General features: G+C 66.8%; 21 protein-coding genes. 4 read left to right on the top strand and 17 right to left on the bottom strand.

Going from position 1 to position 22880, the window contains the following annotated elements:
- Positions 1-55: 55 nt before the first annotated feature.
- Together JOF55_RS11430 and JOF55_RS11425 are read right to left on the bottom strand one after the other, a co-directional pair.
- Entirely contained in the window at positions 56-829 is a 774-nt protein-coding gene (locus JOF55_RS11430) for an SDR family NAD(P)-dependent oxidoreductase (RefSeq protein ID WP_310273362.1), read from the bottom strand.
- Between the two features lie 10 nt (positions 830-839).
- The gene (locus JOF55_RS11425) at positions 840-1652 is read right to left on the bottom strand and encodes a TtfA family protein (RefSeq protein ID WP_310273360.1); all 813 of its coding nucleotides are present in this window, start codon (positions 1650-1652) and stop codon (positions 840-842) included.
- Between the two features lie 251 nt (positions 1653-1903).
- Between JOF55_RS11425 and JOF55_RS11420 the strand changes: the two genes are divergently transcribed.
- The gene (locus JOF55_RS11420) at positions 1904-3169 is read left to right on the top strand and encodes an MFS transporter (RefSeq protein WP_310273357.1); all 1266 of its coding nucleotides are present in this window, start codon (positions 1904-1906) and stop codon (positions 3167-3169) included.
- Positions 3170-4010: 841 nt separating this feature from the next.
- Here JOF55_RS11420 and clpB read toward each other — a convergent pair.
- The 6 genes from clpB to JOF55_RS11390 form a co-directional block, all read right to left on the bottom strand.
- Entirely contained in the window at positions 4011-6593 is a 2583-nt protein-coding gene (gene clpB / locus JOF55_RS11415) for an ATP-dependent chaperone ClpB (protein ID WP_310273356.1), read from the bottom strand.
- Between the two features lie 366 nt (positions 6594-6959).
- On the bottom strand, positions 6960-7811 hold the full coding sequence (locus JOF55_RS11410; RefSeq protein WP_310273353.1) for a YceI family protein: 852 nt from the start codon (positions 7809-7811) through the stop codon (positions 6960-6962).
- A gap of 14 nt (positions 7812-7825) precedes the next feature.
- Positions 7826-10504, bottom strand: coding sequence for an MFS transporter (locus JOF55_RS11405; RefSeq protein WP_310273351.1), 2679 nt, complete (start codon positions 10502-10504; stop codon positions 7826-7828).
- Entirely contained in the window at positions 10501-10995 is a 495-nt protein-coding gene (locus JOF55_RS11400) for a MarR family winged helix-turn-helix transcriptional regulator (protein WP_310273349.1), read from the bottom strand. The genes JOF55_RS11405 and JOF55_RS11400 overlap by 4 nt, the downstream gene beginning before the upstream one ends.
- Positions 10996-11102: 107 nt before the next feature.
- Positions 11103-11558: a MarR family winged helix-turn-helix transcriptional regulator gene (locus JOF55_RS11395; RefSeq protein WP_310273346.1), complete on the bottom strand. Its 456-nt coding sequence runs from the start codon at positions 11556-11558 to the stop codon at positions 11103-11105.
- A gap of 125 nt (positions 11559-11683) precedes the next feature.
- The gene (locus JOF55_RS11390) at positions 11684-12562 is read right to left on the bottom strand and encodes a pyridoxamine 5'-phosphate oxidase family protein (protein WP_310273343.1); all 879 of its coding nucleotides are present in this window, start codon (positions 12560-12562) and stop codon (positions 11684-11686) included.
- A gap of 249 nt (positions 12563-12811) precedes the next feature.
- Between JOF55_RS11390 and JOF55_RS11385 the strand changes: the two genes are divergently transcribed.
- From JOF55_RS11385 to JOF55_RS11375, 3 genes are all read left to right on the top strand, one after another.
- Positions 12812-13984, top strand: coding sequence for a globin domain-containing protein (locus JOF55_RS11385; protein ID WP_310273340.1), 1173 nt, complete (start codon positions 12812-12814; stop codon positions 13982-13984).
- A 144-nt stretch (positions 13985-14128) separates the two neighbouring features.
- Positions 14129-15019 (top strand): RNA polymerase sigma factor SigJ, encoded by an 891-nt coding sequence (gene sigJ, locus JOF55_RS11380; RefSeq protein ID WP_310273338.1) that lies wholly within the window; start codon positions 14129-14131, stop codon positions 15017-15019.
- A gap of 12 nt (positions 15020-15031) precedes the next feature.
- Complete coding sequence (locus JOF55_RS11375; protein WP_374727458.1) at positions 15032-15484, top strand: carboxymuconolactone decarboxylase family protein; 453 nt, start codon at positions 15032-15034, stop codon at positions 15482-15484.
- Between the two features lie 79 nt (positions 15485-15563).
- On the opposite strand, the gene JOF55_RS11370 is transcribed toward JOF55_RS11375, so the two are convergent.
- The 9 genes from JOF55_RS11370 to JOF55_RS11330 form a co-directional block, all read right to left on the bottom strand.
- Positions 15564-16031, bottom strand: coding sequence for a heat shock protein transcriptional repressor HspR (locus tag JOF55_RS11370; RefSeq protein WP_310273332.1), 468 nt, complete (start codon positions 16029-16031; stop codon positions 15564-15566).
- On the bottom strand, positions 16028-17236 hold the full coding sequence (dnaJ, locus tag JOF55_RS11365; protein ID WP_310273330.1) for a molecular chaperone DnaJ: 1209 nt from the start codon (positions 17234-17236) through the stop codon (positions 16028-16030). The genes JOF55_RS11370 and dnaJ overlap by 4 nt, the downstream gene beginning before the upstream one ends.
- Positions 17237-17261: 25 nt before the next feature.
- Positions 17262-18038, bottom strand: coding sequence for a nucleotide exchange factor GrpE (gene grpE / locus JOF55_RS11360; protein ID WP_310273328.1), 777 nt, complete (start codon positions 18036-18038; stop codon positions 17262-17264).
- Entirely contained in the window at positions 18035-19915 is a 1881-nt protein-coding gene (dnaK, locus tag JOF55_RS11355) for a molecular chaperone DnaK (protein ID WP_310273326.1), read from the bottom strand. Before dnaK ends, grpE begins: the two co-directional genes overlap by 4 nt.
- Before the next feature lie 249 nt (positions 19916-20164).
- The gene (locus tag JOF55_RS11350; protein WP_310273323.1) at positions 20165-20953 is read right to left on the bottom strand and encodes a DUF4097 family beta strand repeat-containing protein; all 789 of its coding nucleotides are present in this window, start codon (positions 20951-20953) and stop codon (positions 20165-20167) included.
- A 143-nt stretch (positions 20954-21096) separates the two neighbouring features.
- A complete protein-coding gene (locus JOF55_RS11345) occupies positions 21097-21255 on the bottom strand; it encodes a hypothetical protein (protein WP_310273319.1) in 159 nt (52 codons plus the stop codon).
- Positions 21252-21509, bottom strand: a complete 258-nt coding sequence (locus JOF55_RS11340; protein WP_310273315.1) for a hypothetical protein — start codon at positions 21507-21509, stop codon at positions 21252-21254. Before JOF55_RS11340 ends, JOF55_RS11345 begins: the two co-directional genes overlap by 4 nt.
- 64 nt (positions 21510-21573) lie before the next feature.
- Positions 21574-22224, bottom strand: coding sequence for a TetR/AcrR family transcriptional regulator (locus tag JOF55_RS11335; RefSeq protein ID WP_310273313.1), 651 nt, complete (start codon positions 22222-22224; stop codon positions 21574-21576).
- Complete coding sequence (locus tag JOF55_RS11330) at positions 22221-22544, bottom strand: DMT family transporter (RefSeq protein ID WP_374727457.1); 324 nt, start codon at positions 22542-22544, stop codon at positions 22221-22223. The genes JOF55_RS11335 and JOF55_RS11330 overlap by 4 nt, the downstream gene beginning before the upstream one ends.
- Positions 22545-22880 lie beyond the last annotated feature (336 nt).

Here is a 22880-nt window from a genome sequence, read left to right as displayed (position 1 = left end):
TGCTGCGTTCTTCGCTTGCGTGATCGGCCCGGGCGGACACCAGGTGCCCGTGGCCTCAGGTCCGGCCGGGCGCGGCCCGCGAGACGACGAACCGCTGGAGCTTCTGCGGGATCAACCGTCCCAGGGTGACCAGCGCCTTGTACTGCGTTCCCGGCACCGATACGGACTTTCCGCGACGCAGATCCGCCAACGCCTCGTGCACGACCGCGTCGGCGTCCAACCAGAACGCCTTCGGCAGCCTGCTCATGTCCAACTCGGCGCGCTGGTGGAACTCGGTGCGCGTGAAGCCGGGGCACAGCGCCATGACCCGCACTCCACTGCCTGCCAGTGACAGGGACAGGCCCTCGGAAAACGCGGTCACCCACGCCTTGGATGCCGAGTACGTCGACCCCGACACCGCGAAGAAGCCGGAGACGCTGGACACGTTGAGCACGTCTCCGTGCCCGCGCTCGCGCATCGGCGACACGACCGCATGAGTCAACCGCAGCACGGCGGCGACGTTGAGTTCCAGTTGCCTGCGCATCGTCGCGGCGTCGGTGTGCCAGAAGGCACCGGAGGTTCCGAATCCGGCATTGTTGACCAGCAGGTCGACGGGTTTGCCGGGGTCGGTGAGCCGCTGCTCGACCGCGGCGCAGCCTGCCTCCTCGGTCAGGTCGGCGGGCAGCACCTCCGTCTCGACGCCGTGGCGCGTACCCAGGCTCTCGGCCAGCGAACGAAGCCGCTCGGCATCGCGGGCGACCAGGACGAGGGTGTGACCTTCGGCGGCGAGGCGACGGGCGAAAGCCCGGCCGATACCCGCGGTGGCACCGGTGACGACAGCGGTTGGCATGCCGCGAACCCTACCGGTTGCTCTCCTCGGCCGAGTGCGCCTCGGTCCGCTCCTCATCGGCCCCGGAACCATCCTGGAGCACGGCGTCCCCCGCCGGACCGGGGGCCTCCGCGGAAACGGGGTCTTCCGCGAGTACGAGATCCATGTCCCCTGCGGGCCGCTCGGAGGCACGCTGCTCGTTGGGATCGACCTCGAACGGGTCCAGCACATCGACCAGACCGCCGAGCGCGCGAAGCAGGCTTTCCAGCCGCGACGGGTCCGTACCGGGCTCTGCGGCTGCCAGTACCCAGTCGCTTTCCATCCAGACCACGGTGACGTCTCCACCGACCTCCTCGGCCGCGTCCACCATGGCCGGTGTCACCAGGGGCCGGGCAGCGGCGACGTCGGTGACGAAGGCGTAGCGGGATCCGACGGGTCCGAGCAGGTCGAGTTCGGACTCCTGTGGCACCGGCACCTCGGGCAGCCACAGCTCGATCGTGGCGGGAACCGGACGGCGGCAGCGCACACCCGCCAGCACCGCGACCGTACTGCCGCCGACCGTCAGATCGAACACGGAAACCTGCCGACGACCGTCGGAGGTGAACGTGGATCCGGCGACGATGTCGGTGGCCATGCCTCCGCTGTACTGCGCGAGTGCGCCACGCTTCCACCGAGTCGGTAGTACCTGGTCGCTCTCGGCGAACTGCCAGCCGCGCAGAGTCGCCCACCGACGTCGCTCCCGATTCTTCGAGGTGCGCCGCATTCGGTCGGTGATCAGCAGCGTGACACCCGCCACGATCGCGACGACGGCAACGACGAACCAAACCCATGCAGGTATGCCCACACCCGGCAGGGTAGTCCGCCGAACGCCGAACACGAAGATCGCCGGGGGATGCCACGCCGAATCGCACTATCGAAGGACGGCTAAGCTGGGCCGTTCGGGGGTCGGCGCTGGGCTGTTCGGGGGTCGGGGCGGTCTCACGTCCGGAGCGACATCGGTGTGTTCATTCCCTCAATCACCGGGAAACGGAAATGGCGCTCCCGCGCGCGACGGTTGCCGCGGGTGGCAGTGTGTCGGTTCCCGGAGGAGAAATGGTGACCACAGAGCAGCTCGCGGCCCCCGGGAGGCCGGGCGGAAGGTCCCCGTCCCGGCGCCGCACGCTCTCGCGCGGCGTGGCCTTCTGGTTCGTCGGTGCCGTGTTGTGCGTGTTCCTGATGGCCGCGACCGTGCCCTCCCCGATGTATGCCATCTACCAGCAGCGCTGGGACTTCTCGGCCACCGTGCTGACCGCGGTGTTCGCGGTCTACGGCCTGGCCATTCTGGTTTCCCTGCTGCTGTTCGGTTCGCTGTCCGATCACGTGGGACGCCGCCCGGTTCTGCTCGGTGCCGTCGCGCTGGAGATCCTGTCCGTGGTGGTGCTGGCCGCCGCTCCCGGCGTCGGGTGGCTCTACCTCGGCCGGGTGCTGCAGGGGCTGGCGACGGGTGCGGTGACCAGCGCGGCGAGTGGGGCACTGCTCGACCTCCAGCCACCCGGCAAGCAGCGCGGGGCGCTGGTCAACGCCGTCGCGTCCTCCGCGGGGCTGGCACTCGGGGCCGCGCTGGCGGGCGTGCTCGTGCAGTTCGCACCGGCCCCCACCGTGCTCGGTTACCTGGTGATCCTCGCCGCGCTGGCCCTCGCGCTTCTCGGTGTGGTGGCCATGCCCGAACCGATCGGTACCGGGACGGTCTCGCCACGCCGGGCCTTACGGCCGCAGCGCCCGAACGTCCCCGCGGGACGCCGCGGCACCTTCGCTCTGCTGTCCACGAGCATCCTCGCCTCGTGGACCGTCGGTGGCATGTACCTGTCACTGGGCCCGTCGCTGGCCAAGGAGATGGTCGACGGACTGCCCTACCTCGTCGGCGGACTCACGATCACCGCGCTGACCGGTACCGGAGCGATCGTGCAGTCGGTGCTGTCCGGCTGGCCGGGGATCCGGGCCGTCCGAGTCGGGACACCGCTGCTCATCGCCGGCCTCGCCGTACTGACCTGGTCGGTGCTCGCGCACCTTCCGGTGGTGTTCCTGGCGAGTTCCGTGCTGCTCGGGATCGGCTGGGGGCTGACCTTCCTGGGCGGTTTCCGGATGCTCGCCGCGCTGGCCACGCCCGAGCACCGGGCGGGCACGACGGCGATGATCTACGTGGTCGCCTACCTGTCGATGGGTGTGCCCGCGGTCGCGATCGGTTTCCTCACCACGGCCCTGGGGTTGCTCACGGCGACCGTCGTATTCGGCTCGGCCGCAGCGCTGTTCGCAGCCGTGGCATTCGCAGCCGTGGCAGGACTGAGCACGCTGTTGCACGGCTCCGCCCCGGCCCGCACCTGACCGGGCCGGGAGCCGGCCGGTACCGAGACGACGAACTCCGAGCCCTCCTCGGTGGCGAGAGGTGCGACCCGCTCCGCGCGCGTGCGCGCGGTCAGGAACTCACCCGCTTGACTTGCGCTGCTCAGCCGACCAGGCAAGCAACGTGCCCAGCACTGTTTCGTGAACATGCCCGGTGATGTGGCACGGATGGAGCTCCGGAGGTGCCGACGGGATCGGCACGGGTACATCCCCCTGAGCCACAACCGACACAGTTCGTGCAGGCCATGGATCTCAAGGGAGGATCTGTCCTCGCTGTGGGCATTACTCCACAGCCAGCCGGGGTTGGGGCGGTGGGAGCCGCCCAGCTCACGTCGCACTCTTCCAAGACCGCTGAACCGGGCTACCGACGCCAGATGTTGCGACGCTCGACAACCGGCCCCATCTGACGGGGGTACGCACGGGTGCGAGCCGTGGCCACGACGTGGACCGTCCTACGGCGTGCGTGGGATCACCGTAGCGGGAGTGTCTTCCAGGCGGTACACTCGGCCTTGCATTTTGATCTCTTGGCGGAGTCAAGATAGCACGGAACCCCTTGTCGTGATCGACAAGGGGTTTCTTCATGCTGCACACCTCCGGACCACCCGTGGCCAGGGGTGATCGACCTTCCCCGGTGGTTCTGCAGAGCCGTCAGAGGGCTGTCGCCGCCCATTATGAGGTTGCCGCTCGTCGCCCCGTAGCCGCTCCTGGAACTTCTCAGGGCACCACCGCTGGTGATCGCCGGGCGAGGAAACTCGGACTCGTGGTTTTTTGCAGTTTCGCGCGAAACTGCAAAAAACCACCGGAGCCGCGCTTCGGTGCCTCCTCACGCGGCAGTGACCGCGAGCTCGGAATTGTCGTCGGTGACGTCCACGGTCACCTTGTCGCCGTCGCGGATCTCCCCGGCCAGCAGCTTGCGCGCGAGCTGGTCCCCGATGGCCGACTCCACCAACCGCCGCAGCGGGCGCGCGCCGAAGACCGGATCGAACCCGTTGAGCGCGAGCCAGTCCCGCGCCGCCGGCTGCACGTCGAGTGTGAGCCGCCTGTCGGAGAGCCTGCGGGCGAGCCGGTCGACCTGGATGTCCACGATGGCCGTCAGCTCCTCCGTGGACAGCGAGTGGAACACCACGGAGCTGTCCAGCCGGTTGAGGAACTCCGGCTTGAACTGCCCGCGCACCACTGCCATCACGGCCTCGTCCCGCTCCCGTTCGGACAGGTTCGGATCCGCGATCGCCTGGGATCCCAGGTTGGAGGTGAGTACCAGGATGGTGTTGCGGAAGTCCACCGTGCGGCCGTGTCCATCGGTGAGCCGACCGTCGTCGAGCGCCTGCAGCAGGATGTCGAACACGTCCGAGTGGGCCTTTTCGACCTCGTCGAGCAGCACCACCGAGTACGGGCGCCTGCGCACCGCCTCGGTCAGTTGACCACCCTGGTCGTAGCCGACATAGCCGGGCGGAGCACCGACCAGGCGGGCCACCGAGTGCTTCTCGGAGTACTCGCTCATGTCGATCCGGACCATCGCGCGCTCGTCGTCGAACAGGAACTCCGCCAGTGCCTTGGCCAGTTCCGTCTTGCCGACACCGGTCGGTCCGAGGAACAGGAAGGAACCGGTGGGCCGGTCGGGGTCGGCAACACCGGCGCGCGCACGACGCACCGCGTCGGAAACCGCCCGCACCGCCTCGGCCTGGCCGACGACGCGCGCACCGACGGCATCCTCCATCCGCAGCAGCTTGGCCGTCTCTCCCTCCAGCAGTCGCCCGGCGGGTATACCGGTCCACGCACTGACCACGTCGGCGACGTCGTCGGGCGTGACCTCCTCCTGCAGCATCGCCTTGTGCTCGCTCTGCGACTCGGTGGCCGCGTCGAGCTCCTTCTCCAAGGTCGGAATCCGGCCGTAGCGCAGCTCCGCCGCTTTGCCGAGGTCACCATCACGCTCGGCGCGCTCGGACTCGCCGCGCACCTGTTCGAGCCTGCTCTTGAGGTCGCGGACCCGGTCGATGGACTCCTTCTCACCCTGCCACCGTGCGGTGAGCTCGGACAGGCGCTCACGACGGTCGGCGAGCTCGGCACGCAGCGTGGCCAGCCGTTCCAGCGACGCCGCATCGCTCTCCTTGGACAGCGCCATCTCCTCGATCTCCAGGCGCCGCACCGCACGTTCGACCTCGTCGATCTCCACCGGACGGGAGTCGATCTCCATCCGCAGCCGGGAGGCGGCCTCGTCCACCAGGTCGATCGCCTTGTCCGGCAGGTACCGGTCGGTGATGTAGCGGTCGGACAGCGTCGCTGCCGACACGAGCGCGCCATCGGTGATGCGCACGCCGTGGTGCACCTCGTAGCGCTCCTTGAGGCCACGCAGGATCCCGACGGTGTCCTCCGGGGACGGCTCGCCGACGAGGACCTGCTGGAAGCGACGTTCCAGGGCCGCGTCCGTCTCGATGTGCTTGCGGTACTCGTCGAGGGTGGTCGCGCCGACCATGCGCAGCTCACCGCGCGCCAGCATCGGCTTGATCATGTTCCCCGCATCCATCGCACCTTCCCCGGTGGCACCCGCGCCGACGATGGTGTGCAGCTCGTCGATGAAGGTGATGATCTGCCCCGCCGAGTCGGTGATCTCCTTGAGAACGGCTTTGAGGCGCTCCTCGAACTCGCCCCGGTACTTCGCGCCCGCGACCATCGATCCGAGATCCAGGGCCACGACCCGCTTGTTCCGCAGCGATTCCGGGACGTCGCCCGCGACGATGCGCTGGGCCAGCCCCTCCGCGATGGCCGTCTTGCCGACACCGGGTTCACCGATCAGGACGGGGTTGTTCTTGGTGCGTCGGGACAGCACCTGTACGACACGCCGGATCTCCGCGTCGCGCCCGATCACGGGGTCGAGGTCACCGGAGCGGGCGCGTTCGGTGAGGTCCTGGCCGTACTTCTCCAGTGCCTGGTAGGTGCCCTCGGGATCCGGGCTCGTCACGCGTGCCGACCCACGCACCTTCGTGAAGGCATCGGTGAGCGCCTCGGGAGTCGCACCGTGCCTGCGCAGCAGATCGGCGATCTGACCGCCCTCGGCTGCCAGCCCCACCAGCAGGTGCTCGGTGGAGACGTACTCGTCGCCCATCTCGGTGGCCAGCCGCTGGCCGTGGGTGAGTGCCTTGACGCCCTCCCGGGACAGCTGGGGCGTCGAGACGGTCGAGCCGCTCGCGGCGGGAAGGGCGTTGGCGAGCTGGTCGAGTTCGCTGCGTACCTGTGCCGGATCGGCGCCCACGGCCGACAGCAGCGGCGCGGTCAGCCCGTCGCCCTGCGCGAGCAAAGCGCCGAGCAGGTGTGCCGGTACGACCTCGGGGTTACCGGCGACCGTCGCGGCCTGCGCGGCCGAGGAGATCGCCTGCTGGGTCTTCGTGGTCGGGTTGAAAGCGTCCATCCCTCACCTCATGGCAGCAGCGGCGCGTCAGCTCCATGCTCGCGCGCCGATTCCTACTACAAGAAACTTGAGCCTTGGCGACTCAAGTATAGCGGCATGAAAGAGCGAAGGGCGAGCACGGTGACCGCGCTCGTGCCTGCCGATATCGTCGAGAACCACGAAACCCATCGAAGACACCTACCGGGCCCAGCGCGTCGAACAGGCCAGGACCGGCAACACCGTTCTGCGGATCAGGTCATCGATCTCGGAAATCGCCGCGAAATCCACGAACGCTGATCGCCGAAGAGGGTCCACTCGTGCTCACCGCCCCGTGACGGTGGGTGGACCAATTTCTCGCGAAATTGGCTCACCACCACGGTTGTTCACTCACTCCTGGTGGACGGCTTGAATGTCGATATCGATCCGCAGGGTCGTGCCGATCGCCGCGATCCCCGTACTGAGCGCCTGGTTGAAGTTCATCGCGAAATCATCACGGCGCAGCCGCGTCGTGGCGGTGGCCGAGGCGCGAGTACCTCCCCACGGGTCGGACCCGACCCCGGTGAACCGGGTATCGAGCCGCACCTGCCGGGTCACCCCGCACAAGGTCAGCTCACCATCGAGGTCCCACCTGTTGTCGCCGCGCGGAGTCAAACCGGTCGAGACGAAGGTGATGGTCGGATACCGCTCCACATCCAGGAAGTCCGCATTGCGCAGGTGCTCGTCCCGCGCGGCGTTGGCGGTGTCCACACTGGCCGCCTCGATACGCACGTCGACATTCGACGACTCGATCGGATCGCCCACCCGGACCTCACCGCCGAACTCGTTGAGCCGCCCGTGAATGCTGCCGATCCCGAGATGCTGCACGGTCGCCCGGATCGATGAGTGCACGGGATCGATCCGCCACACCCCCGCGGCAGGCAGGTCTGCCCCACCCACACGTTCCAGATGCAGCACGCCCAGCTCCGCCACTCGGCCCTGCGGCACCACAGCGGTGCGGGCAAGCGGCTGGTAACCGAGCGCGGTGACGATTGCGGTGTAGTTGCCGGGGGACAACCCGGGTGTGGTGACCACACCCGCGTCATCGGCTTGGACCCTGGCCACCTGCACACCCTTGGCGTCGGTCACGGTCAGCACCGCTTCCGGCAAGGGCCATTCGTGTACCGACTGCAGACTTGCCGTGACCGCACCGGCGTCCTGGGCCACATCCTGCGTTCCGGACGCCTCCCGGTCGAAAATCATGTCCGTCCTTCCTTTCACGAATGGCCGAGGGCAATGTCGTGGTAGAGCTCCTCGCCTTCGATCTTCAGGGATGTCGCAACCGGTGGGTAGCCGGTGGCGATCACCGTGTACTCACCGCCGGGCAGGTCGGTGAAGGTGTAGGAGCCTTCGGCATCGGTGATCATGGACGCGGCCACACCGCCGGAGGAATCCAGCAGGGTCACCTGCGCCTCCGGCACGGCGTGCCCCGAGCTCGCCGAGCGGATCACGCCGGACAACCGTGTGCCCGTCTGCAGCGGCACGTCAACGGTGGTCTCCTGCCCGTCGGGGAGAGTGACCTGAGTGGCCATCGGCCGGTGGCCCTCCGCGGTCACGGTGACCGCATACGAGCCGCCGAGCAGGTCGAGCAGTCGGTAGCCGCCCGCGGTATCGGTCATGCCGGCGGCGATGACTTCGCCCCGTACATCGGTCAGCACGACCGTCGCCCCGGATACCGGCATCGTGCCCACATGCACCGTGCCGGACAGGACCGCGGCTCCGGAAAGCTCCACGTCGTGACGCACCGGTCGATCCGCGATCGCAACCATCGACGCGGAGGGCTGGTACTGGCCGGAGGAGGCGATCAGGACACAGGTACCGCCACTGTCGGGGGTCAACCGATAGCGGCCGTCCTCACCGGTTCGGGTGCGATCGATCTGGCGCCCACCGGAGTCGGTCAGCGTGAGCACCGCACCCGAGACCGGATCGCCACCGGGACCGTGCACGAGTCCGTGCACGAACACACCGCCGCCGCCCTCGCCGGGGGGCAACGCTCCTCCGAGAGACATACCGGAAGCGAGAGAGCCGCCGTCGGCCGGACGGCCGTTCGTCGTGTCCGTCGCTGACCAGCGATCACGTGGCTCACCGCGCGCATCATCCACAGAGTTGTCCACAGGTTTCCCCGCAGCTCCGCCCGGGGTGTGCGCAGCGCCGCCGACCACGGGCACAACGTGGGGGGATTCGGCCTCTCTGCCACGCACAGCAGCCACGGCCTCCACCCGGTTGTCCACAGTCTCACCGGAGTTATCCACATTGTGCTGCTGATCGTCACCCGCTGTGGCCTCAGCGCGCTCTTCCGAGGACTCGACCGTGGTACGCAACGGAACCTCCTTGATGAACAGAACCGCGATAAGTGTGATCACGGAAATACCAGCCGTGATGGAAAAGAGGTCCCCCACGCCCATGCCGTACGCGTTGCGCACGATGTTCTCGATCGGCGCGGGCAGGCTATGCACGTCCAGGGACACTGCCCCGGAGCCGGCGCCACCACTCGGTGCCCCGGGGATTTCGGCGATCCCCTCGCGGACGTAATCGGTCACCCGCATGCCCAGCACCGCGCCGAGCACGGAGACACCGGCCGACCCCCCGAGAGTGCGGAAGAAGGTGACCACCGAGGTCACCGACCCCATGTTCCTGGTGCCCACGCTGTTCTGGACCGCCAGCACGAGGTTCTGCATCAGGCAACCGACACCGGTCCCCATGAGCGCCAGATAGCAGCCCACCAGCACGAGATCGGTCGTCGCGTCGATGGTACTCAGCAGCCCCATGCCGATGATCAGCACGATACTGCCGCCGATCAGGAACGGCTTGATCTTGCCGGTCCAGCGGGAAATGACCTGCCCGGAGACCGTCGAGGACACGAACAGTCCGAGCACCATCGGCAGTGTCATCAGACCCGCATGCGTGGGCGTGTAGCCACGGCCGATCTGGAAGTACTGGGCGAGAAAGACCGCACCACCGAACATCGCCGTGCCCACGGAGACCATCGCGATGATGGCCAGGCTGACCGTCGGGATGCGGAACATCCCCAGCGGCACGATCGGCTCGCGGACCTTCGACTCGATAACCAGCGCGACGATCAGTGCCAGGACACCGCCCCCGACGTAGGCCGCCGTCTGCACCGAGAGCCAGTCGAACTGCTTACCCGCCAGCGAGATCCAGACCAGTAGCAAACTCACGCCACCGACCAGGAAAAAGGCGCCGAACCAGTCGATGGAGACATCCCGCTTGATCACGGGCAGCTTCAGCGTCTTGCCCAGCACGATGAACGCGATGACCGCGATCGGCACCGTCACCCAGAAGCACCAGCGCCAGCCGAGCCACGATGTGTCGACGATGAGACCTCCCAGCAGAGGTCCGCTGGTGGTGGCGACCGCGAAGGCCGCACCGATGTAACCGCTGTAGCGCCCACGCTCACGCGGCGAGACCATCGCCCCGATCACGACCTGGATCAGAGCCTGCAGACCACCCATCCCGATGCCCTGCAGAGCACGGAAACCGATCAGCATCGCCATCGACTGAGCGAAACCGCCCAGCACCGAGCCGAGCATGAAGATGGTGATCGCCAGCTGGTACAGCATCTTCTTGCTGTAGAGGTCGGAGAGCTTGCCCCAGAGAGGTGTCGTGGCCGTGGCGGTCAGCAGCATCGCCGTGACCACCCAGGTGTACTGGCCCTGCGTGCCCCCCAGGTCCGCGGTGATGACGGGCAGTGCGTTCGACACGATCGTCGAACTCAGGATCGCCACGACCAAGGCGAGCATCAGGCCCACCATCGCCTTGTTTACCTGGCTGCGCGTCATCGGTGAGCCCGATGACTGCGGCTCGCGGCGCTCGGAGGCCGCGTTGTTCGGGGCCGCGTCATCCGGCACCGTCCGTTGACCTGTTGCGGTCGTCATCGGGCTCCTTCCTTCGTCGAGTTGTCGGTGTGGTCCAGTAGCTCGTGTGCGGCGCTGCGCAGATCGCGGGAGGCCGCCTGCAGCAGGTCCGTGAGTCGCCGCACTTCGGAATCGCTCCAGTTGCGCAGTGCGTGGCTGAGCCACTCTTCTTTTTCCCGTTCGAGTTCGGCGAAGGCCTGCTTCCCTTCGGGCGTGGCACTCAGTAGCGAGACCCGCCGGTCGTCCGGCGCCGATCTGCGCGTGATCAGTCCGGCCTGCTCGAGCTGGGCCACCTGTCTGCTCACCACCGACGCGTCGACGATCCGATGCTGGGCGAGCTCGGAAGCGCGGGATTCCCCGCAGTGCACGAGTTCACCGAGCAGGCCTGCCGCCGCGTAGGGCAGTGCGTCGTCACCTTGGGAGGCTCCCCAGTGAGAGGCGAGCTGCTTGAGTCCGATCAGCGCTCGCAGTGGACCGAGGAGCTCACCGCAGGTTGCGGGATCCGGTTCCATGTAGCCATCTCCTTGGTTGCTGCATGCAACTATAATTTGTTTAGTTGCTAAAGGCAACTTTCTGGATGAGTTCCACGTATGACAAAGGACACGGACCCGTACCGAAATCAGGACGGAGTATTCAGCTTCGACAGCAGGCGTGCGAACTCCCGCAGGTCATCGGTGGACCAGTTGGCGAACTCGTCGTGCAGGCTCTCGCTTCGCTGCCTGCGAAACTCGGTCAATCTGCTCCTGCCCTCCTCGGACAGTTGAATGCGCCGGGCGCGGCCGTCGTCGGGATCCGGCACACGTTCCAGCAGATCCAGAGCTACCAGGGTGGCGATCTGCCTGCTCACAGTGGACTTGTCGAGCCCCATCCGATCGGCCACGTCCATGCCGCGCAGGGAACCCGCGTCGTCCACGAGCAGCAACAGGCTGTACGAGGCCGGGTCCAGGTCGGGATGAATCTCCGTTGCCGCGGTCAGGGACAGCTTGCGCGCACGCCGGAACATCATCGCCAACTCACGCTCGATCGCGTCCGCCGCACTACGCCGACTCTCGTCGTACTGGCCCTGGTCGCTCAAGACCTGTCCCTCCACCCGTCGAGCCGATGCTCGACACCAGTGTGCCCGTCCGGACATGCGAAACAGGAGACCACCTGCCCACCGGGCGATGAGCCACCGCCCGCGCGAGCTTGCAGCCAAGGCCCCTAAGACCGCTGAGTTTCCGTCTGATGCCAGGGCCTGGGCGTCCCCTTGGCCGCGAAGTAGTCACCGCCCTTGCGCTTGGGATTGTCGGTTCCCCAAGCGCGTTGCCGCTGGGCCGGCTCCATCCGCGGGATGTGTTTGCGGCAGTGGATGTAGGCCTCCTCCACCTGGACGACCACCCAGCGCTCGGGGGTGCGGCCCCGCTCGAAATCCGTGGGCAACTGCGGGTGGATCGCACGCAGGTCGGGGTCCTCGACAATGCGGGCCTTGCCGTTGACGTGCAGGCCGATGAGGTCGGTGACGAAGTCCACCAGCAGAATCCCGATGTGCGGATTCTCGCTGATGTTGCCCAGACTGGCCATCACGCCGTTGCCCCGGTATTCGGGATAGGCGAGGTGTCGGCTGTCGAGCACCTCGATGAAGCCACACGGGCCGGCACGCAGGCTGGAGTCGCATTCGCCTCGAGCATCGGCGGTGGAAATGAACATCATTTCCATTCGCGCGACGAACTCCTTCATGGCCGAATTGAGGTGATCCAGAACCTGCTCATCGTAGAACCGCTTGGCTCGCTGCTCGCTGGAGTAGGCGCATTGCAGCAGATGCTCGCCGGACGATCCGGGCTCGTGCAGGCGCACGGTCCGTTCGTGCCCTCCGAGCGGGTCCTCAAGGCCGACACTTTCGGGAGATCGGAGGTCTGCGGAAGCTGCCGGTGTGATCCGCCGGGTGGCCGGTGCCTCCTGACTCGGAGGCCGGATCATCGGACGGGTGGCGTGCTCCCGAACCGGAGTGGGCGAGTCGGCGATCTCCAGTTCCAGGAGATCGGCGGTCGCCGTGCCGGTCGGCGGGAGCGGATCGGGGGAGGGGTGGCGATCGGAGATCACGACGGACACCGTGCCACGCCCGAACCCCGCAAACCACTATGTGGGTCATCCCGGCAGCCTCGGGAACCGATTATCACTCTCCAGAGTGACCGAATACCGGCACCGAGTAACCGCGACTTACCCGAAAGTGGCATATGAGCTACATTCGCCCGAATACACGTTAGGGTCTCTCATGTCGGGGGACAGATATCGGAGACGGCGTGCCCGTACAGGTACGCCCGCCAACGTGGAGAAGACTGCGCGCGAACCATGACAGCGAACGCCGTTTTGAACCCCGAACCGTCCCCGAATGACGACGTGTCGCCCGGGGCGAGCACGATGGTCCGCCTGATCCGCGAAAGCTGGGCCGTGGTCGAGCCGCACACCGAAGAGGTCGCGCAGTTCTTCTACGGCATGCTGTTCAGCCTCTCGCCCGCCACCCGCGAGCTGTTCCCGGTGAACATGGAAGTGCAGCGCAGCAGGTTGCTGCGCGCCCTGGTGCACTTCATCCAGATGGTGGACCGCCCCGACGAGCTACTGCCGTTCCTGCACCAGCTCGGTCGGGATCACCGCAAGTTCGGTGTCGTGGCCGATCATTACGAGGCCGTCGGCACCGCACTGCTCGCCGCCATCAAGAAATACGCCGGTGACACCTGGACCGAAGACGTCGAGCACGCCTGGGCCGAGGCCTACACAGTGATGGCTTCGGCCATGACCGAAGCCGCCGCCAACGACGAGGGACCTGCCTGGTACACCGGGAAGGTCATCCACCATGAGCGAATCAGCTGGGACGTGGCAGTGGTCCGGGTTCAGCCCGATCAACCGGTTCCCCACCAGCCCGGTCAGTACGTCAGCATCGAAGTGCCGCAGCGCCCCAGGTTGTGGCGCTACCTGACTCCGGCCAACGCTCCCGCAGACGACGGGATTCTGGAATTTCACGTCCGCAGCGTGCCCGGCGGCTGGGTCAGCCGTGCCATCGTCGGCCACTCCGCCCTGGGTGACCAGTGGCGCATCGGTGCACCGATGGGGCGCCTCTCCGTGGACCGGCACTCCGAGCGAAGTGTGCTGATGATCGCAGGCGGCACCGGGCTCACTCCCATGCGCGCGATCCTCGACGAACTCGCCCAGTACGGCAACAACCCGCAGGTACAGGTCTTCTACGGTGGACGGACCCGCGAGGACCTCCACGATCTGGAAAACCTGCAGCGGTTGGCCATGAGCAATCCTTGGCTGACGATCACTCCGGTACTGGAGAACGATCCGGACGCCCAGGGCGCCGAGCACGGCACACTCGCCGATGCCGTCACCAGACACGGTTCCTGGTCCGAACATGACGTACTGGTCAGTGGTTCGCCTGCGATGATTCGCGGCACCGTCTCACGAATGCTCGTTGCAGGCACACCGCTCGATCGGATCCATTACGACCCGTTCACTCTGGACTGAACTGGTAAAAATGCAGTTTCGCGCGAAACTGTAAAAATCGCCGGCGCCGGCGCCGGGTACACAACACAGCTTCCGTGACCGAGAACACACCGGATGTCGCCGCAGCGATGTCACACCGCCGGAGCGCTCTGTCGTCCTATAGGTGTGCACGACAGGGACAACGGGACGACGGAACGGTTTCTCCACGAACGACAACGGTTGTTCAGCATCGCCTACAGCATCGTCGGTGATCTCGGCGAGGCCGAGGACGTCGTGCAAGAAGCATGGTTGCGCCTGTGCCGCGCATCGGCGGAGATCGACGACACCAGCGGCTGGCTGGTGGTCACCACCTCGCGACTCGCCCTGGACGTGATGCGTTCCGCGCGCAAGCGCAGGGAGGACTACGTCGGTCCGTGGCTGCCCGATCCTCTGGTCGAATCCGCCGATACGGATCCTGCCGATCGGGCCGCGCTCGCCGATTCGGTGAGCATGGCCGTGCTCGTCGTGCTGGAGACACTGTCCCCAGCCGAGCGGACCGCCTTCGTGCTGCACGATGTCTTCGGGCTTCCCTTCACCGAGGTCGCCGAAGCCGTGGGGCGCAGTACCGCTGCGGTTCGCCAGCTCGCCGCGCGTGCCCGCAAACAGGTGCGGGGCCGCACACCGAGGTTCGATGCCGATCCGGTCCGGCAACGCGAAGTGGTGCGGGCATTCTCCGCTGCGTGCGAAGGTGCGGACCCTACCGCCTTGCTGAATCTCCTCGACCCGGACATCGTCCTGCGTAGCGACGGCGGCGGAGTGGTCACGGCGGCCCGGCACCCTGTCCGGGGCGCGGGCAAGGTGGCTCGTTTCCTGGCCGGGATCAGCCGCAAGCAACCCGACACCGAGCTGTGGCCTGCCCGAGTCAACGGTGCGGCAGGGCTGCTGAAGTTCAACGGGGAGTACCTGACCTCGGTGATCGCACCGACCATCGGCGACGACCGGATCACCGCCATCGACATCGTTCTACACCCGGAAAAGCTCGCGCGCGCATGCGCGTGCCGGAATGAAACGGAATGAAAAGGGGCAATGATGAACGCTCGCCTGTCCATCGAAGCCGATCCGGACGCCTACACGGCAATGGTCGGCCTGGAGAAGTACCTGAACCAAAGCACGCTGCCGAAAGCCACACTGGAACTGGTGAAATTACGAGCCAGCCAGATGAACGGCTGCGGTTTCTGCGTGGACATGCACAGCCACGACGCGAAGGCAGCGGGGGAAACGGATGAGCGGCTGTTCTCCGTGGTCACCTGGCGCGAGGCACCGTTTTTCACCTCAGCCGAGCAAGCAGCCCTCGCCCTGACCGAGGAGGCGACCCGGCTCGGCCCGGAGGGTGTGTCCGATGAGGTCTGGAACGAGGCCTGTCGACACTACGACGATCGCACGCTCGTCGCGTTGGTCACGGCGATCGCCACGATCAACGCATGGAACCGGTTCGGCGTCACCTTCCGGTCGGTGGCCGGGTCGCACCGCACCGCGGACTGACCCGCCCGAAAAATGCAGTTTCGCGCGAAACCGCACATAGAAAAATGCAGTTTCGCGCGAAACTGTAAAAATCACCGAGTCAGCGCCTGCGCCTGCGATTCGGTTTCCAGACCACCAGTGCCGTCTCCTGCCGCACCGGAACGAGATCGCGGCGGTAGGAAGCATGCACCTGCGCCGCCGCCTGTTCCGCGGCGGCGTGTGCGGTTGCGAGTTCCTCCATCAACTCCTGCACACGTCCCCGCAGAGCATCGACCTGGTTCTCCAGCTCGATGATCCGCTTGATGCCCGCGAGGTTGACACCTTCCTCCTGGGACAGGCGCTGCACTTCTCGCAACACGGCGATGTCCTTGGCCGAATAACGCCGACCGCCAGCCGGGGTACGGCCGGGCGAGACCAGCCCCAGACGATCGTAGCTGCGCAGTGTCTGAGCATGCAGTCCGGAAAGCTCGGCCGCGACCGAGATGACGAACACCGGTGTGTCCTCGGTCGCTCCCGGGGGGAATCCGATCGTGACACCGGCTCCTCGGGGCCACTGCTCTCCGGTCATGCCGATCCTCCGAGCAGTTCGTGGAGCTCGGCGCGCGGATCGTGCTCGGCGGTGGCCTGCGCGTACGCCTCCAGCGCCGCACTCGCCTTGTCATCCAGTTTGGACGGAACAGCCACCTGCAACGTGACCAGCATATCCCCGCTTCCACCGTCCTTTTTGCCGATGCCCTTGCCACGCACCCGCAGCGTGCGACCACTGCTCGTGCCGGGTTGGACCTTCAGGGACACCTTCCCGTCGAGTGTGGGCACAGTCAATGTCGCACCCAACGTCAGTTCGGGGAAGGTGACCGGAACGGTGATCGTCAGATCATGCCCGGAGCGGCCGAACACCTGGTGTGGGCGCACATGCACCACGACATAGAGGTCTCCGGAGCCCGCACCCTGGCGTCCGGGTTCACCCTGCCCGGCCAGCCGGATGCGCTGTCCGTCGGACACTCCCTGCGGAATCCGCACGGTCAGCGTCCGGGTACTGGTACTGACTCCCTCACCGCGGCACTCCTGACACGGGTTGTCGATGATGCTGCCCCGCCCGCGACAGTCGGGGCAGGGCTCGCTGAACGCGAAAGCACCCTGATTCCGGGTGACCAGGCCCGCGCCCGAGCAGTTCGAGCACGTCCGCGGACGAGTCCCCGGACGTGCGCCCGAGCCGTGGCACGTGGCGCACGTCGTGGGGCTGGACAGCCGGAGCGGGACCGTGGCCCCACGCACCGACTCGGTAAAGTCGATACGAACCTCGGTCTCGACGTCGGCGCCCCGCTGCGGACGGTTCGCGGTCGTCGCTCCACCGCCACGCTGATTGCCGAACAGTCCGCCGAACAGGTCCCCGAGGCCACCGGAGCCACCACGCTGGGCGCCTCCGAAGAGATCCCCGAGGTCGAATCCGCCCGCTCCACCGGGGCCACCTGCTCCGCCGGGACCGCCGAAACCACCGCGGCCACCGGCACCGACGCCACCGCCGAACCCGCCGGAACCGAACAACGAGCGTGCCTCGTCGTACTGCTTGCGTTTTTCCGGGTCCGACAGCACGCCGTAGGCTTCGGAGACGGCCTTGAACTTGTTCTCCGCACGAGAGTTACCGGGGTTGGCGTCGGGATGATTCTCCCGAGCCAACTTCCGGTAAGCTTTCTTGATCTCGTCCGCCGAAGCGTCCGAAGAGACGCCCAGTTCGGCGTAGAAATCCTTGTCCAGCCATTCCCTTGCACTCACCGGACGTCCCTCCTCTCGCTGAAGATCAGCCTTCTCGTGCCGAATCGCCGCCGGATTCGTCGGCGCCCGGCTGTTCCACGACAGGCTGTTCCTCAGCGGCGGATTGGCCGCCGGACTCCTCCGGTTCGTGATCGGTGACCGCGACCATCGCGGGCCGCAGCACCTTCTCCCCGAGTCGGTAACCGCGGCGCATCACCATGGTCACCGTCGGCCCGGACACCTCCGGAGAGGTGGCGTGCTGCACGGCCTCGTGCACGGATGGGTCGAACTCGTCGCCCTCCTGCCCGAAGGACTCCAGACCCGCACCACCGAGCGAGTCGGTGAGCTTGTCGGCCACCGCCTTGAACGCTCCGGTGAGATCACCGTGCGAGTCGGCCCGCTCGATGTCGTCGAGCACGGTGAGCAGCTCACCCGCCACGGAGGCCTTCGCGCCTTCGATCACCGACTCCCGATCGCGCTCGACACGCTTGCGGTAGTTGGCGTACTCGGCGGTGACCCGCTTGAGATCCGCGGTGAGCTCGTCCACCTGCCGTTGCAGGTCGTCCTGCTCGCCGGTGTCCCCGGATTCGCCGGACTCGGCTGCCACTTGGACGAGCTCGTCGTCCAACGTTCCGGACATGCTCTCCGTAACCTCCCCGCCCGGCCGGTCGGCCGGAGTCGGTTCGTCCCCTTCGGCCGGGGACCGGCGCTCGCCCGTTTCCGGGTCGATCCGGCGCCGGTCCCGCACCACCACGGGCTCCTGCTCGCCCTGCTCTTGCGGTGCGTTCGACCTGTCCGCGTTGTCTGGCCTGTTCGGGGTCACTTCTTCTTCTCGTCCTCGTCGTCGACGACCTCGGCGTCCACCACATCTTCTTCCGCGCTGGAGCTCGACGAGCCCGAGGTGGCCTCACCGGTGTCCCCGGCTGCGCCCGCATCGGCACCGGCGCCCGCGGCGCCTGCGCCCGCGTCGGCGTAGAGGGCCTGACCCAGCGACTGCGACTCGGTGGCCAGCTTCTCCACCGCCGAGGAGATCGCGGAGGTGTCCTCGCCCTTCAGGGCCTCGTTGACCTCGTCGATCGCCGCCTGGACCTTCTGCTTGGTCTCGTCCGGAAGCTGCTCGTCGTTGTCCTTGAGCACCTTCTCGGTCTGGTAGACCAGCGACTCGGCCTGGTTGCGGGTCTCGGCCTCCTCGCGGCGCTTCTTGTCCTCCTCCGCGTGGGCCTCGGCGTCGGCGACCATCTGGTCGATGTCCTCCTTCGGCAGCGCGGAGCCACCGGTGATGGTCATCGACTGCTCCTTGCCGGTGCCCTGGTCCTTGGCCTGGACGTGGACGATGCCGTTGGCGTCGATGTCGAAGGTGACCTCGATCTGCGGCACGCCACGCGGGGCGGGGGGCAGTCCGGTCAACTCGAACATGCCGAGCTTCTTGTTGTGCGCGGCGATCTCGCGCTCACCCTGGAAGACCTGGATCTGCACCGACGGCTGATTGTCGTCGGCGGTGGTGAAGGTCTCCGAACGCTTGGTCGGGATCGTGGTGTTGCGCTCGATCAGCTTGGTCATCACGCCACCCTTGGTCTCGATGCCCAGGGACAGCGGCGTGACGTCGAGCAGCAGGACGTCCTTGACGTCACCGCGCAGCACGCCGGCCTGCAGGCCGGCGCCGACCGCGACGACCTCGTCCGGGTTAACGCCCTTGTTCGGCTCCTTGCCGCTGAGGTTCTTGACCAGGTCGGTGACCGCGGGCATGCGGGTGGAACCACCCACGAGCACCACGTGGTTGATGTCGTCGACCTTGATACCGGCATCCCTGAGGACCGACTCGAACGGCTTGCGGGCACGCTCCAGCAGGTCGGAGGTGATCCGCTCGAACTCCGCGCGGGAGAGCGTCTCGTCCAGGAACAGCGGGTTCTTGTCGGCGTCGACGGTGATGTAGGGCAGGTTGATGTTGGCCTGCGAGGAGCTGGACAGCTCGATCTTCGCCTTCTCGGCGGCTTCCTTGATCCGCTGCAGCGCCATCTTGTCCTTGGTCAGGTCGATGCCGTTGGCACTCTTGAACTTCTCGACCAGCCACTCGACGATGCGCTCGTCCCAGTCGTCACCACCGAGGTGGTTGTCACCGCTGGTGGCGCGGACCTCGACCACACCCTCGCCGATCTCCAGCAGGGAGACGTCGAAGGTACCGCCACCGAGGTCGAAGACCAGGATGGTCTGCTCGTTCTCGCCCTTGTCCAGGCCGTAGGCCAGTGCGGCGGCGGTCGGCTCGTTGACGATGCGCAGCACGTCCAGGCCGGCGATCTGGCCTGCTTCCTTGGTGGCCTGCCGCTGGGCGTCCTCGAAGTAGGCGGGGACGGTGATCACGGCTTCACTGACGTCCTCGCCGAGGTAGGCCTCGGCGTCCCGCTTGAGCTTCATCAGCACGCGGGCGCTGATCTCCTGCGGGGTGTATTCCTTCTCGTCGATCGTGGTCTTCCAGTCGGTGCCCATGTGGCGCTTGATCGACCGGATCGTGCGATCCACGTTGGTGACCGCCTGGTTCTTGGCGGGCTGACCGGTGAGGATCTCGCCGTTCTTGGCGAAGGCGACGGTGGACGGAGTGGTCCGCGAGCCCTCGGAATTGGCGATCACCGTCGATTCACCGCCCTCGAGGACGGAAACGACGGAGTTGGTCGTCCCCAGGTCGATACCGACCGCTCGCGACATGGAAGTTCCTCCAGCTTCTTGCAGTACATGCTCCGGGGCTCATCGGCCCTGAGCCTTCACGACTCAAGTTTTACCGCCGACTCCACCCGGACGTCAAACCGGGGTTGAGTACAGCAGGCTCAATCTTTCTGCCTGTGCAACGCCTGACCTGCGATGAATATTTCCTCGGCAGGGCAATAGCCAGCGGCACAGGGCATGCGGTCCTGCCGGAAGCCACTACGTCCTGCTCGCCCCGGGAGCCACCACCGCTCAGGCGCGGTCGACGTGAATTCCGCCGCTGCCGGTGGACAGTGTCAGGCTGCGTTCGGCCGCCGGGGCGCGGCCGACGTCGATCTCCTTCGAGCCGCTGCCGGTCTCCGCGTCGACCCGGTAGGGACCGCGCGGCACGGTCAGCTCGATCCGTCCGCTGCCGCTGTCCACGTCGACCGAGCGGAGCGAGAGCAGGTCGAGCGTGACACCGCCGGAGCTGGTGTGCGCCGTGATGTCACCTCCGCGCAGATCCCGGCCCTCGATCGAACCGCTGCCGGTATCGGCCTCGATGTTCCCGGCGATGTCGACGAGTTCGATCCCACCGGATCCGGTGTGGGCCGTGACCGGCCCCGACACCTCGCGGACCAGGACCGAGCCGGCACCGACCTCGACATCCACCGAGGACATGCCCGCGATCCCGAGCGAGCCGGAGCCGAGCTCGCCGGTGACCGGTACTCGCTTCGGCAGGGTCACCACGTAGTCGACAGTGCAGTTCCAACCGCAGTGGGTGTCGAGGAGCAGTTCGCCGTCGGCGACGCTGTGATTCGGCTTGGAATCGTCGGCCCACCAACCACCCCACCAGCGGTGCTCCCGCTGCTGCACCACGGCCTCGGCACCGGGCTCGTACCGCACATCGACACTACCGCTGCCGCTGTCGATCTCGATACCGCGAATGTCACCCAAAGCCGTGGTGCGGACTTCGGCGCTGTCGGAACCTCCCCAGGTCAGCACCGATATACCGGCCAGAATGAGAAGCACCCCACCGACCGCCAGTCCCGTACGAGCCATGTCCGCCCCCTTGCGTCCACCGTCACGAGCGAACCTACGCAGGCACGGGCGCGACCACATCCGGGGTGTCCCCGAGTCGCCCCGGAAGTTCCCCGGACCGGTTTCGGCGGGCAAAAGCGGTGTTTCGAATAGCTTGGGGTGCGTCACGCCCGGAGGAACGCCAGTACGTTCTGCCAGGGGATACCCACAGTGCGGACCGGCCCGGGCAGTTGCTCGGCAAGCCACTCGTGCGCGAGTCGATACGCGGACGCACGCTGGTTGATCGCATGGACCAGAAGGTTTGCGTCGACGAGATAGCTCACCGATGGTCCTCGCCCTCCACAGCGGCGAGAACCTCGTGAACGTTGTCCATGTTCTCCATCAACGGACGGCCGAGATCGAAGCTCTTGAACTCGTATTCAGCGGCCCTCCGGCCGGGCATGGGACTTGCGGCATGTTCGACAAGACCATTCCGCAGTGCCTCGTTGAGTGCTTCCTGGAAAATTTGGCCACGCTCGCTTCGCCGCTTCCCCAGCAACACCGCAAGCTCGTCTTCGAGGGTGACGGTCGTTCTCATACATCAGAGCACGACGTAATTGATGATTTGATGCTTCAATGTGATCGCGGGTGCGGCCGGTGCACTATGGATGCGCTGGCCGCACGAGATAGGCCAGTGCGGGTTCGAAGTACTCCGGGCCCGGTGTTTCATCGGCGATCAGCGCCTGCAGCAGCAAACCGTCGATCACCGCGAACAGCGCCTTTGCCGCGCCCTCGGAGCCCTCCGCACCGGCGCCGACATACCCCGAAGCGGCCTCGATCCAACGGCGTGCCGCGGAGCGCAGCGCCGGTCGGCGCGCTGCGAGCAGGTAGAGCTCGTACTCGGCGATCGTGCGTCCGCGGTGATTGCGGACCATGTTCGCCAGCATCGCCGCGGTGGCCGACACCCATCGCGAGCTGTCGTCGGCCACCGCGTCGGGGAGCCGGTGCATCTCGGCGATCAACGTTTCGCAACTGTCGAGGAGCGTCGCCACCAACAGGTCGTCGATGTTGTCGAAGTAGTAGGCGATCGAGGCCGGAGGCACTTCCGCCGCACGCGCGATGTTGCGGTGGCTGACGCCGGAGATCCCGTCGCACTCGATGACCCGGAGTGTCGCGTCGATGATCGCGCGCCGACGGCGCTCACCCTTGGCCCGCCGGCCGTCACGACTCCGCTCGGCCTGCGGCCCGGACTCCTGCGGCCCGGACTCCTGCGCCCCGGCCTGCGATCGGGACGTACCACTCGACGCCGTCAATGCGCGCCTCCCAACTCCAGCGCGACCACACCACCGACGATCAGCGCGATACCGCCCACCTGCACGAGCGTGATGCTTTCCCGGAGGAAGACAGCACCGATGACGGCGACCAGGGCGACACCGGCCCCGGACCAGATGGCATAGGTGACGCTGACCGGCAGGCCCATTTTGAGCACGCTGGCCAGGGCAACGAAGGCCGATCCGTATCCGAGGATCACCAGGATCAGGGGTAATGGTCTGCTCAGGCCGTCGATGAATTTCAGCGAGACCGTGCCGACGACCTCGCACAGGATCGCCGCCGCCAACACCATGTACACCAACTGGTCCTCCCAATGCCAGGCCCGCACTCGAACAGAAAAACCTGAACGACTGCACCAGTTTTCAGGATACTCCCGGTGGTCGCATCCGGCCCGCACGCACTTCCGCTGCCGGGACCGCAGGGCCTGCGGGGAAACGCTTCCGCAAGACTGCGAACTCTCCGGTCGCAGCGGGCCGGCGAAACCGTTGGAGCCGCCGCCGTCGACCGGCCGTGATTGCCGTGCATGCTGTACGGCGCCGAAGATTGCGTTTCCCGCCACGCAGACAAGGCAGCAGCGCGGGTGGTGTCTACCAGCGCGGAACCGGCCGCTGCACAGCGGTAGGCGTGGTGAAAATCG

It is taken from the genome of Haloactinomyces albus, assembly GCF_031458135.1.
GTDB lineage: Bacteria > Actinomycetota > Actinomycetes > Mycobacteriales > Pseudonocardiaceae > Haloactinomyces > Haloactinomyces albus.
The sequence above is the reverse complement of the archived record's forward strand: the minus strand, read 5'-3'. Positions and strand labels throughout refer to the sequence as shown.

What these genes read in the sequence shown, in the direction of transcription:
- JOF55_RS11410 (WP_310273353.1), bottom strand. Translation starts at nt 7,811, where the DNA reads ATGATTTTCGACCGGGAGGCGTCCGGAACGCAGGATGTGGCCCAGGAC.
- JOF55_RS11375 (WP_374727458.1), top strand. Translation starts at nt 15,032, where the DNA reads ATGAACGCTCGCCTGTCCATCGAAGCCGATCCGGACGCCTACACGGCA.
- JOF55_RS11340 (WP_310273315.1), bottom strand. Translation starts at nt 21,509, where the DNA reads ATGAGAACGACCGTCACCCTCGAAGACGAGCTTGCGGTGTTGCTGGGG.
- JOF55_RS11385 (WP_310273340.1), top strand. Translation starts at nt 12,812, where the DNA reads ATGACAGCGAACGCCGTTTTGAACCCCGAACCGTCCCCGAATGACGAC.
- JOF55_RS11370 (WP_310273332.1), bottom strand. Translation starts at nt 16,031, where the DNA reads ATGACCGGAGAGCAGTGGCCCCGAGGAGCCGGTGTCACGATCGGATTC.
- JOF55_RS11430 (WP_310273362.1), bottom strand. Translation starts at nt 829, where the DNA reads ATGCCAACCGCTGTCGTCACCGGTGCCACCGCGGGTATCGGCCGGGCT.
- JOF55_RS11405 (WP_310273351.1), bottom strand. Translation starts at nt 10,504, where the DNA reads ATGACGACCGCAACAGGTCAACGGACGGTGCCGGATGACGCGGCCCCG.
- JOF55_RS11400 (WP_310273349.1), bottom strand. Translation starts at nt 10,995, where the DNA reads ATGGAACCGGATCCCGCAACCTGCGGTGAGCTCCTCGGTCCACTGCGA.
- clpB (WP_310273356.1), bottom strand. Translation starts at nt 6,593, where the DNA reads ATGGACGCTTTCAACCCGACCACGAAGACCCAGCAGGCGATCTCCTCG.
- JOF55_RS11350 (WP_310273323.1), bottom strand. Translation starts at nt 20,953, where the DNA reads ATGGCTCGTACGGGACTGGCGGTCGGTGGGGTGCTTCTCATTCTGGCC.
- dnaK (WP_310273326.1), bottom strand. Translation starts at nt 19,915, where the DNA reads ATGTCGCGAGCGGTCGGTATCGACCTGGGGACGACCAACTCCGTCGTT.